Source organism: Candidatus Pantoea floridensis (genome assembly GCF_900215435.1).
Taxonomy (GTDB): Bacteria; Pseudomonadota; Gammaproteobacteria; order Enterobacterales; family Enterobacteriaceae; genus Pantoea; species Pantoea floridensis.
In genome coordinates this window covers 406,578-418,669 of sequence record NZ_OCMY01000001.1, presented here as the reverse complement: position 1 = coordinate 418,669, position 12,092 = coordinate 406,578, and the positions used below count along the sequence as shown (strand labels likewise).

The 12,092-nt window shown below is 49.2% G+C and carries 9 protein-coding genes; 5 read left to right on the top strand and 4 right to left on the bottom strand.

The annotated features are described in order from the left end of the window. Window positions 1–9: 9 nt before the first annotated feature. From pflA to ycaO, 4 genes are all read right to left on the bottom strand, one after another. Window positions 10–750: a pyruvate formate lyase 1-activating protein gene (gene pflA, locus CRO19_RS02040; protein WP_097094373.1), complete on the bottom strand. Its 741-nt coding sequence runs from the start codon at window positions 748–750 to the stop codon at window positions 10–12. Between the two features lie 161 nt (window positions 751–911). Continuing rightward, window positions 912–3,194 (bottom strand): formate C-acetyltransferase, encoded by a 2,283-nt coding sequence (gene pflB, locus CRO19_RS02035; RefSeq protein WP_097094372.1) that lies wholly within the window; start codon window positions 3,192–3,194, stop codon window positions 912–914. Window positions 3,195–3,262: 68 nt separating this feature from the next. After that, window positions 3,263–4,123: a formate transporter FocA gene (gene focA, locus CRO19_RS02030; RefSeq protein WP_097097560.1), complete on the bottom strand. Its 861-nt coding sequence runs from the start codon at window positions 4,121–4,123 to the stop codon at window positions 3,263–3,265. Window positions 4,124–4,480: 357 nt separating this feature from the next. Continuing rightward, window positions 4,481–6,244, bottom strand: a complete 1,764-nt coding sequence (gene ycaO / locus CRO19_RS02025) for a 30S ribosomal protein S12 methylthiotransferase accessory factor YcaO (RefSeq protein WP_097094371.1) — start codon at window positions 6,242–6,244, stop codon at window positions 4,481–4,483. Between the two features lie 317 nt (window positions 6,245–6,561). On the opposite strand from ycaO, the gene serC reads away from it, so the two are divergent. The 5 genes from serC (at window position 6,562) to ihfB (ending at window position 12,062) form a co-directional block, all read left to right on the top strand. Further along, on the top strand, window positions 6,562–7,647 hold the full coding sequence (serC, locus tag CRO19_RS02020; protein ID WP_097094370.1) for a 3-phosphoserine/phosphohydroxythreonine transaminase: 1,086 nt from the start codon (window positions 6,562–6,564) through the stop codon (window positions 7,645–7,647). 81 nt (window positions 7,648–7,728) lie between these two features. Further along, the gene (aroA, locus tag CRO19_RS02015; protein WP_097094369.1) at window positions 7,729–9,015 is read left to right on the top strand and encodes a 3-phosphoshikimate 1-carboxyvinyltransferase; all 1,287 of its coding nucleotides are present in this window, start codon (window positions 7,729–7,731) and stop codon (window positions 9,013–9,015) included. Between the two features lie 198 nt (window positions 9,016–9,213). Beyond that, entirely contained in the window at window positions 9,214–9,894 is a 681-nt protein-coding gene (gene cmk / locus CRO19_RS02010) for a (d)CMP kinase (RefSeq protein WP_097094368.1), read from the top strand. 120 nt (window positions 9,895–10,014) lie between these two features. Next, entirely contained in the window at window positions 10,015–11,691 is a 1,677-nt protein-coding gene (gene rpsA, locus CRO19_RS02005; protein ID WP_049851017.1) for a 30S ribosomal protein S1, read from the top strand. An 86-nt stretch (window positions 11,692–11,777) separates the two neighbouring features. Then, window positions 11,778–12,062, top strand: coding sequence for an integration host factor subunit beta (gene ihfB / locus CRO19_RS02000; RefSeq protein ID WP_003849360.1), 285 nt, complete (start codon window positions 11,778–11,780; stop codon window positions 12,060–12,062). Window positions 12,063–12,092 lie beyond the last annotated feature (30 nt).

Sequence of the window (12,092 nt, the reverse complement as noted above, 5' to 3'; positions counted from 1 at the left end):
ATTATACGTTTAGTACATCACTTCGTGACCGTAGCTGGCGAGAATATTCTTTACTCGCTCCATAGTTTCTTTGCTCGGCGGCTTAACGCCGTCTAACTTGTACTCTTCACCCATGGCAATCCATTTGTGTTTGCCTAATTCGTGGTAGGGAAGGAGTTCAATCTTTTCGATGTTATCCATATCTTTGGTGAACTCGCCCAGACGGTGAACAGAATCATCATCATCGGAGTAACCGGGTACGACGACAAAACGAATCCAGGTGCGCTTACCCTTCTTCTGCAAATAACGTGCAAAATCCAGGGTGCGATGATTTGAAACACCGACCAGAATCTGATGCACATCATCGTTAATCTGTTTCAGGTCGAGCATCACTAAATCAGTGGCTTCCAGAAGTTCATCGATTACCGGGTCGTAACGGCGAACAAAGCCATTCGTGTCCAGGCAAGTATGGATCCCTTCTGCCTGGCAGGCGCGAAACCAGTCTCGTACAAATTCGGCTTGTAAAATCGCCTCACCACCTGATGCCGTAACGCCACCGCCTGATGCATTCATAAAGTGACGATAGGAGAGGACATCCTTCATCAACTCATCAACGGTGATTTCCTTACCGCCATGCGTATCCCAGGTGTCGCGATTATGGCAGTAAAGGCAGCGCATCAGACAGCCCTGGAAAAAGGTGATAAAACGGATGCCTGGGCCGTCAACGGTACCGCAGGATTCAAAAGAGTGGATACGACCGATGGTTGACATTGCGATGTATTCTCCAGGTAAGCCTGAGTATCAGGCAGCACAATCTTTGTTGTGCTTAAAGTGAAAGTCGATTTTGCCAGATTGCCGGAACAAGCAAGCTGGCAAAACAGACTTGTGAAGAAAAGGCCCCCGCAGGAGCCTTTAATCTTAGCGAAAAGCGATTACAACGACTGAGTGAAAGTACGAGTAATTACATCTTTCTGCTGCTCTTTAGTGAGCGAGTTGAAGCGAACAGCGTAACCAGATACACGGATGGTTAACTGAGGATAGTTCTCAGGATGTTCCATTGCATCCAGCAACATCTCACGGTTCATCACGTTGACGTTAAGGTGCTGGCCGCCCTCAATGTTGGCTTCGTGATGGAAATAACCATCCATCAGGCCAGCAAGGTTGGTTTTACGCACGTTATCATCTTTACCCAGCGCATTTGGCACGATGGAGAAGGTATAAGAGATACCGTCTTTAGCGTAAGCGAACGGCAGTTTCGCGACTGAAGTCAGTGATGCAACGGCACCTTTCTGGTCACGACCATGCATTGGGTTAGCACCTGGTCCGAATGGCGCACCAGCACGGCGGCCATCTGGGGTATTACCGGTTTTCTTGCCGTAAACCACGTTAGAAGTAATGGTCAGTACCGACTGGGTTGGAACCGCGTTACGGTAGGTTTGCAGTTTCTGAATTTTCTTCATGAAACGTTCAACCAGATCGCAAGCCATGTCATCTACACGCGAGTCATTGTTACCGAACTGCGGATATTCGCCTTCAATTTCGAAGTCTACCGCTAAGCCATCAGCATCACGGATGGTTTTAACTTTGGCATACTTAATTGCAGACAGGGAATCAGCCGCAACCGATAGGCCAGCGATACCACAGGCCATGGTGCGATAGACGTCGCGGTCATGCAGCGCCATGAGTGAAGCTTCATAGCTGTACTTATCGTGCATGTAGTGAATGATGTTCAGGGAAGTGACGTACTGTTTCGCCAGCCAATCCATGAAATGATCCAGGCGAGCCATTACGGTATCGTAATCGAGCACTTCGTCAGTGATTGGCGCTTCTTTCGGGCCAACCTGCATTTTCAGTTTCTCATCCACACCGCCGTTGATTGCGTACAGCAGTGTTTTTGCCAGGTTGGCACGCGCACCGAAGAATTGCATCTGTTTGCCGACAATCATCGGGCTCACACAGCAGGCGATAGCATAGTCATCGTTATCAAAATCAGGACGCATCAGGTCATCATTTTCATACTGCAATGAAGAGGTATCGATGGAGACTTTTGCTGCGTATTTTTTAAAGTTAACCGGCAGTTTTTCTGACCACAGAATGGTCATGTTAGGTTCCGGAGATGGACCCATAGTGTACAGCGTGTTCAGGAAACGGAAGGTACTTTTGGTGACCAGCGTACGGCCATCTACGCCCATGCCTGCCAGCGATTCTGTCGCCCAGATTGGGTCACCTGAGAACAGCTCATCGTATTCAGGGGTACGCAGGAAACGCACCATACGCAGTTTCATCACCAGATGGTCAATCAGTTCCTGTGCAGCTTCTTCGGTGAGCTTACCTGCTTGAATATCGCGATCGATGTAAACATCAAGGAAAGTGGATACGCGACCAAAGGACATTGCCGCACCGTTCTGCGATTTCACTGCCGCCAGGTAGCCGTAATAGGTCCACTGTACTGCTTCTTGTGCGTTCGTGGCTGGCAGAGAGATATCCGAACCATATTTTGCCGCCATCTCTTTAATCTGGCCCAGCGCACGATGCTGTTCAGAGATCTCTTCACGCAAACGGATGGTGGCTTCCAGATTAACGCCATTCTCCATGTCACTTTGCAGTGAATTGAACTGCGCTACCTTATCTTTCATCAGGTAGTCGATGCCGTACAGCGCAACGCGACGATAGTCACCAATGATACGGCCACGGCCATAAGCATCTGGCAAGCCGGTCAATACACCTGATTTACGGCAGCGCATGATATCTGGAGTATAAACATCGAAAACACCCTGGTTATGGGTTTTACGATAATCTGTAAAGACTTTTTTCAGCGCTGGGTCCAGCTCGCGGCCATAAACCTTACAGGAACCTTCAACCATTTTGATGCCGCCAAACGGTATGATGGCACGTTTAAGAGGCGCTTCAGTTTGCAGACCGACGATTTTTTCCAGCGATTTGTTAATGTAACCGGCGTCGTGAGAAGTAATGGTTGATGCCAGGTCGGTATCAAAATCAACCGGAGCATGGGTGCGGTTCTCAATTTTGATGCCTTCAAGCACGCTATCCCACAATTTAGTGGTTGCCGGAGTCGCACCGGCCAGGAAGGACTCATCGCCTTCATACGGTGTGTAGTTTTTCTGGATAAAATCACGGACGTTGACACTATTCTGCCATTCGCCGGCGCTAAATCCTTCCCAGGCTGACGCCATTTTTTCATTCAGTTCGGACATGATATACCTGCCTTATTTAGGGAGACTTTGACGATGGCGCGCTAACTCAGCACGCCCGTATCAATTAATTAATGCACCGACTCATTGCCACGCAGATAGATTACCCAGTAGGTCAAACCGACGAGCAATCCTCCGCCAATAATGTTGCCGATGGTCACTGGAATGAGGTTGTTAAGAATAAAATCGCTAATACTGAGTGCTGGAAATTGTGCTGCACTTGCCCCGGCCATTTGCCAGAACTCAGGGCTGGCAAAATCACGAATAACAATGGCCATCGGAATCAGGAACATGTTGGCGATACTATGTTCGAAGCCAGAAGCAACAAACATCGCGACGGGTAAGATCATCGCGAACATCTTATCCATTAAGCTGCGGCCGGAATAACTCATCCAGACAGCCAGACAAACCAATAGGTTAGCCAGCGTACCAAGACAGACAGCTTCAATAAAGGTGTGATGCATTTTATGGTCGGCCGTTTGCAGAACATTTAAGCCCCAGGCTCCATTCGCCACCATGTGTTCACCAGCGAACCAAATTAGCGCCACGAAGAACAACGCGCCAAACAGGTTGCCGACATAGACGTTTAACCAATGTCGACCCAGTTGCAGCCAGGTAATACGTCCGCTAGCTTTAGCCACCACGATCAGTACGGTCGAGGTGAAGAGATCCGCACCGCATACAACGACCAACATTAAACCTAATGAAAAACACACACCGCCGATGAGCTTGGCTATACCATAGGGTATCGCTCCACTACCGGTTGTCGCAGTGATGTAGAAAACAAAAGCAATTGAAATAAATACGCCAGCAGTGATGGCCAGGAAGAAAGTGGTTAAAGGGTGTTTTGTTGCTTTATAAATGCCGGCCTCTTCTGCAACTTTCGCCATGGCTGCCGGTAATAATGAATTAAAAGGGTTGTCAGCTTTCACACTAACGCTCTCCAAAAATTGCCTGTAAAGATACTAACAAAGGAGTATAGGTCAGAAATTGACATGGATCATATTTGCCCGAAGGGTGGGTAGTAAGCGAAGCGTTTTGGAGTGAAATTTTTGGTTAAGCACTTGAATATAAATGAATAAATAATTTTTAATTTATGCGAAATAAGTTGAATGGCTATCTATTCCTTACTGTGAATTGTTAAATTGCATTAATAAATGAAGCTCAGTTGTTATTTATTTTTCGGCAAAACGGCTGCTGAATTTGCATTATATAAAAATGGCACTGATTTCTTTCAGTGCCATTTACGTTTGAGCTAATCAGCATGTTTAAAAATTAAATAATGATGATTATTTTTGTGACCAATAACGACGCTTAGCGGCCTGCAGTTTTTCATAAGCTGCTAACAGTGATTGATGCGCAGGGAACGCTTTCAAATCCAGGTCTACAGCTTGCAATCCATAGAATGGTGCTTCGCCGCTGATTGCCGCGGAAGCCGCATCAACAGCTGATTCGCCATACATACGAATAAAGGCGCGATGATATTGAAGCGGATCGCGTTCTTCTTCCATCGCCAGCAGCAGCAGAGTTTGCAGGCAACGGTAATAGTTAGCGCGCTCTTCGCTGAAGATCGACTGATTGAATTCCATTGTCCATTCAGTCCAAATCAACGCCTGGTCCAAATCACCACCGGCCAGAGCCAGCATCGCTTTTAACTCACCAATACGCAGTGTGTACCAGCCATTGTCTTTGCCCGATGCCAGACCTAATAACTCGCGCACGCGGGTAAAATCATCGTGACCTTCTTCATCTAACTGCTCGATAAGCTCGAGGTAGGCTTCAGGTTCCCAGTGGCTTTCTGGTAATGCGATCAAGGTCTCACGCAGCGATGCGCCCATGCTGTTATTAGCTAATAAAAGATCTTCAGCAGGATAGATATCGGACATGCCAGGCACGATGATGCGACAGGCGTAAACGCTCAAATGCTCGTAATCAGCGATATACACTTCTTTATCTTCCGCACGGAAGATTGCCATTAGTGTATCGAACTCTTCCTGAGTTGTACCCGCAAAGCTCCAGTCGACAAAGGGATAATCCGCATCGTCTTTAAACAGATCCCAGGAAATCAGGCCGCTGGAATCGATGAAATGCGTTTCGAGATTCGCGTGCTCTGCAACTTCTTCATCATCAAAAGTAGGTGGCGTAAAGACATCGAGATCTTTCAGACCACGACCCTGCAATAGTTCAGTTACGGTACGCTCCAGCGCAACGCCGAAGTCTGGATGTGCACCGAACGAGGCGAAGCAGGTGCCGTTTTTGGGATTAAATAGCACAACGCAAATAACCGGATATTTGCCACCCAACGAAGCGTCATAGGAGAAGATGGGGAAACCTTCAGCTTCAAGACGTTCTATCGCTTCAATCACGCCCGGATAGCGCTGCATCACCGCTTCAGGAATCTCTGGCAGACTAATGGATTCAGCGATAATACGATTCTTGATATGGCGCTCAAACACTTCAGACAGGCCTTGCACGCGCGCTTCATTGGCGGTGTTACCCGCAGACATACCATTCGAAACGTACAGATTACCGATGATGTTCATCGGAATATAAACGGTTTGCTGATCTGATTGGCGGGTAAAAGGCAGGCCGCAAATACCGCGCTCGTTGTTGCCCGATTGCAGATCAATCAGTTCTGATGCACCCAGGCTCTCTTCAGGATCGTAGAACTTGCGCAGACGCGCATCCAGAATGCCTTCCGGCAAACTGTCATCTTGCGTGAGCGGGAACCATTTTTCATTTGGATAGTGAACGAAGTCACCGTTCGCAATAGATTTACCCAACCAAAAATCCGCGAAGAAATAGTTAGTTGAGAGGCGCTCAAAATATTCGCCCAGCGCTGAAGCCAGTGCCGCTTTTTTGCTGGCACCTTTGCCGTTCGTAAAGCACAGCGGGCAATCGCGATCGCGAATGTGCACTGACCAGACGTGTGGTACCGGGTTCAGCCAGGAAGCTTCTTCAATGTTGAAACCCAGGTCTTGCAGTTTCTGCTGAAAGCGGGCAATGGAATCTTCCAATGCGGCGTCTTTACCGGGGATAAACGTTTGCGTCATGATGGCGCTCTCTCAAGTCAATGGCAATGGGGTGGGCGTAAAGCGCGCAATAATACGGGTTTTACGCATGCTTCGCTATTCAGTCCGCCAAATTTATCTCGGCATGATGATGGCGTATACGCCATCTGCCCTTCTGATTTTGACTTCAGGAAGCCGCCTCACAAAATTCCAAAGCTTAATGCATTTATGACATAAGCTGCGGTGGAGCCGGCTCTGGAAATGTGATCGCTGCCGGATTAATGATTGCAGCCATTCGGAGGCAATGATAAAACCGGGGAAGTATTCATAACCGTTCGATATGACAGTGGTGAGGGGAAATGACGCAGGTTTATAATTTTAGCTCCGGTCCGGCTATGCTGCCGGTGGAAGTGCTCCGTCGCGCAGAACAAGAACTGACAAACTGGCATGGATTAGGCACCTCGGTGATGGAAATAAGTCACCGCAGTAAAGAGTTTATTGCTGTCGCGGAAGCGGCCGAACAAGATTTTCGCGATCTGCTAAAGATCCCAGCCAACTACAAAGTTTTGTTCTGCCACGGCGGTGCGCGTGCGCAGTTCGCGGCGATCCCAGGAAACTTACTGGGTGACGCCAAAACGGCGGATTACATCGACGGCGGTTACTGGGCTCATAGTGCCATCAAAGAAGCCGAAAAATTCTGCGTACCCAATACTATTGATGTAAAAACCACGCGTAGCGGCAAACGCGCTCTGTTGCCTATGCGCGAATGGCAGTTGAACGATGATGCGGCTTATGTTCATTTCTGCCCGAACGAAACCATTGATGGTATTGCTATTGATGAAGAACCCGATTTTGTCGATAAAGTTGTGGTCGCGGATCTCTCTTCAACTATTTTATCGCGTCCAATTGATATCAGCCGCTATGGCGTTATCTATGCCGGTGCGCAAAAAAATATCGGTCCGGCGGGTTTGACGCTGGTCGTTGTGCGTGAGGATCTGCTAGGTAAAGCACAGCGTTATGTGCCCTCAATTCTTGATTACAAAGTACTAGCTGAAAACGAATCAATGTTTAACACCCCGCCGACTTTTGCGTGGTATCTCTCTGGGCTGGTATTTAAATGGCTGAAAGAGAAGGGCGGTGTTGCTGAGATGGACAAGCTGAATCAATCTAAAGCCGATCTTTTATATGGCGTGATTGATAACAGTACGTTTTATCGCAACGATGTCGCAACCGAAAACCGCTCGCGTATGAACGTGCCATTCCAGCTTGCGGATTCGGCTCTGGATAAAGTGTTTCTTGAGGAGTCTCTCAACGCCGGTCTGCACGCGTTGAAAGGCCATCGCGTGGTTGGCGGTATGCGTGCATCGATCTACAATGCGATGCCGTTGGAAGGCGTTAAAACACTGACTGAATTTATGGTCGACTTCGAACGTCGCCACGGTTAATCCCTCTTTTCATGCCAGTCTGACTGGTATCAGGCCCCGTCACACGATGGGGTCTCGTATTTTCTGGAGATTTGGTTTCACATGCAGGACTCCCTGACTCTACAACCGATTACTCGCGTTGACGGCACGGTAAATTTGCCGGGTTCCAAAAGTGTTTCTAACCGCGCACTTTTGCTGGCTGCACTTGCAAAAGGCACTACGCGCCTGACCAATTTGCTTGATAGCGATGACGTCAAACATATGCTGAACGCGCTACATGCGTTAGGTGTCCAATTCACCCTCTCAGCCGATCGCACGGTGTGTGAAGTTGTAGGTAAGGCTGGACCTTTGCACGCAGAAAAATCGCTCGAGCTATTTCTCGGTAATGCAGGAACAGCAATGCGCCCATTGGCGGCTGCGCTGTGTTTGGGCCAGCAATCGGTAGTGTTGACTGGCGAACCGCGTATGAAAGAACGCCCGATTGGCCACCTGGTTGATGCACTGCGTCAGGGTGGGGCGAATATCGATTATCTGGAGCAGACCGACTATCCACCCGTGCGTCTGAATGGTGGATTTGTGGGCGGTGAAGTTAGCGTAGATGGCAGTGTTTCCAGCCAGTTCCTAACCGCATTGCTGATGACTGCACCGCTGGCAGAGCAAGATACTATTATCTCCATCAAAGGCGATTTGGTTTCCAAGCCCTATATCGACATCACGCTGCACCTGATGCGTAGTTTCGGCGTAGATGTTGATAACCAAAACTATCAGCGATTTGTCGTACAGGGACAACAGCAGTACCTGTCGCCGGGTGAATACCTTGTGGAAGGTGATGCGTCTTCAGCCTCATATTTTCTCGCTGCGGCAGCCATTAAAGGTGGTACGGTGCGCGTGACGGGCATTGGTCGCAACAGCGTTCAAGGTGACATCCGTTTTGCAGATGTACTTGAAAAAATGGGCGCAGTGATTGAATGGGGAGATGACTACATCTCTTGCACACGTGGTTCACTTAACGCTATCGACATGGATATGAACCATATTCCCGATGCGGCGATGACTATTGCCACAACCGCTTTGTTCGCTCAAGGCACCACCCTGATGCGTAACATTTATAACTGGCGCGTGAAAGAGACCGATCGTCTGGCTGCCATGGCTACTGAATTGCGTAAAGTCGGCGCTGAAGTGGAAGAGGGACACGATTTTATTCGCGTTACACCACCTGAACAACTGCAGCATGCGGACATCGGTACGTATAACGATCACCGGATGGCAATGTGTTTCGCTCTTGTCGCGCTTTCCGATACGCCGGTAACGATCCTTGATCCCGGCTGTACGGCGAAAACCTTCCCGGACTATTTCCAGCAGCTGGCGAAAATTAGCCACGCTTCTTAATGACCCAGCCCGGTGCATCGTACCGGGCTTCTTTGTTCTCACCTGGCCTTATCAGGCGGAAATTTCTCTGAATCTGTCTATATTTCTAGCGCTGTCTAAGCTAAAGGGTAACGAACCTCTCGCAGGCAGCGTATAATGCCGCGCAATCCAAGGCGGCCAAGAAGGCTGACAATAAGCACGCAGCAACAGGAGAGAACAATGACGGCAATCGCCCCGGTTATTACCATCGATGGGCCAAGTGGCGCGGGTAAAGGGACATTATGTAAAGCGATGGCGGAGTCGTTGCAGTGGCACTTGCTGGATTCAGGCGCCATTTATCGCGTTTTGGCGCTGGCTGCCCTTCACCATCAGGTTGATATCGAATCTGAAGAAGCATTGGTGCCGATGGCTGCGCACCTCGACGTGCGTTTTTTATCGGTAGAGGGTGAAATGCAGGTTGTATTGGAAGGTGAAGATGTCACTGGTGAAATACGTACGCAAGAAGTGAGTAATACCGCATCGCGGGTTGCCGCTTTTCCACGTGTACGTGAAGCGCTTTTGCGCCGCCAACGAGCCTTCCGCGAAGAGCCCGGTTTAATCGCCGATGGAAGAGACATGGGCACGGTGGTTTTCCCTGATGCTCCAGTGAAAATCTTCCTCGACGCCAGCTCGGAAGAGCGCGCGCACCGCCGTATGCTACAGTTGCAGGAGAAGGGCTTTAATGTTAACTTTGATCGCCTTTTATCCGAGATAAAGGAACGTGATGACCGCGATCGTAGTCGCGCAATCGCGCCTTTAGTGCCTGCCACAGATGCTTTGGTACTGGATTCAACCAGTATGTCTATCGAGCAAGTGATTGAAAAGGCACTTGATTATGCCAAAAGTAAATTAGGCATTTAATCGTCGGCAAATGAATTGCTGTAACCCTGTACCAAGGACCCGGTGCAGGGCATGTGAAACAACCCCATCCGACAATGAAGTCAGGTGGACGTTAAATTGAAGAATCCTAAGATTATCAATATGACTGAATCTTTTGCTCAACTCTTTGAAGAGTCCCTGAAAGAAATCGAAACCCGTCCGGGTTCCATCGTTCGTGGCGTTGTTGTCTCTATCGACAAAGACGTAGTTCTGGTTGATGCGGGTCTGAAATCTGAATCTGCTATTCCTGCAGAGCAGTTCAAGAACGCAGCCGGCGAACTGGAAATCCAGGTGGGCGACGAAGTTGACGTTGCGCTGGACGCAGTAGAAGACGGCTTCGGTGAAACCCTGCTGTCCCGTGAGAAAGCTAAACGTCATGAAGCTTGGATCACGCTGGAAAAAGCTTACGAAGACGCTGAAACTGTTACCGGTGTTATCAACGGCAAAGTTAAAGGTGGCTTCACAGTTGAGCTGAACGGTATTCGTGCGTTCCTGCCAGGTTCACTGGTAGACGTTCGTCCGGTTCGCGACACACTGCACCTGGAAGGCAAAGAGCTTGAATTCAAAGTAATCAAGCTTGATCAGAAACGTAACAACGTCGTGGTTTCACGTCGCGCGGTTATCGAATCTGAGAACAGCGCTGAGCGCGATCAGCTGCTGGAAAACCTGCAGGAAGGCATGGAAGTTAAAGGTATCGTTAAGAACCTCACTGACTACGGTGCATTCGTGGATCTGGGTGGTGTTGACGGCCTGCTGCACATTACCGATATGGCTTGGAAACGCGTTAAGCATCCGAGCGAAATCGTCAACGTGGGCGACGAAATCACTGTTAAAGTGCTGAAGTTCGACCGCGAGCGTACCCGCGTATCTCTGGGCCTGAAACAGCTGGGCGAAGATCCATGGGTAGCTATCGCTAAGCGTTATCCGGAAGGCACCAAGCTGACCGGTCGTGTAACCAACCTGACTGATTACGGCTGCTTCGTTGAAATCGAAGAAGGCGTTGAAGGTCTGGTACACGTTTCAGAAATGGACTGGACCAACAAAAACATCCATCCGTCTAAAGTTGTTAACGTAGGCGACGTGGTTGAAGTAATGGTTCTGGACATCGATGAAGAACGTCGTCGTATCTCCCTGGGTCTGAAGCAGTGCAAATCTAACCCATGGCAGCTGTTCGCAGAGACCCACAACAAAGGCGATCGTGTTGAAGGTAAAATCAAGTCAATCACTGACTTCGGTATCTTCATCGGCCTGGACGGTGGCATCGACGGTCTGGTTCACTTGTCTGACATCTCCTGGAACGCGACTGGCGAAGAAGCCGTTCGTGAGTACAAAAAAGGCGACGAAATCGCTGCCGTTGTACTGCAGGTTGATGCAGAGCGCGAGCGCATCTCTCTGGGCGTGAAGCAGTTGGCTGAAGATCCATTCAACAACTACATCACCCTGAACAAGAAAGGCGCTATCGTGACGGGTAAAGTCACTGCAGTTGACGCGAAAGGTGCTACAGTAGAATTAGCTGACGGCGTAGAGGGTTACCTGCGCGCTTCTGAAGCTTCTCTGGACCGCATCGAAGACGCAACTCTGGTTCTGAGTGTTGGTGACGACGTTGAAGCGAAATTCACCGGCGTTGACCGTAAGAACCGCGTTGTAAGCCTGTCTGTTCGTGCTAAAGACCAGGCTGATGAGAAAGAAGCTATCAACACTGTTAACACTAAACAGGATGAAGGCAGCAACTTCTCTAGCGCAATGGCTGAAGCGTTCAAAGCGGCTAAAGGCGAGTAATCGACCTAAAGCACCGGACGATGCAAATCGTCCGGTTTCGGTAAAAGCTGTCATACCTTTCCAAACAAGGATTAACCGGAGGTTACATGACCAAGTCAGAACTGATTGAAAGACTTGCTGGCCAGCACACTCATATTCCGGCGAAAGTCGTTGAGGATGCAGTCAAAGAGATGCTTGAGCACATGGCCACTACGTTGGCACAGGGCGAGCGCATTGAAATCCGGGGATTCGGCAGCTTTTCTTTGCATTACCGTGCACCACGTACCGGGCGTAACCCGAAAACGGGTGATAAAGTGGATTTGGAAGGTAAATACGTTCCCCACTTTAAGCCGGGCAAAGAATTGCGTGACCGTGCGAACATCTACGGCTAAGCCGTTACCGAACGATAAAACGACACTTTT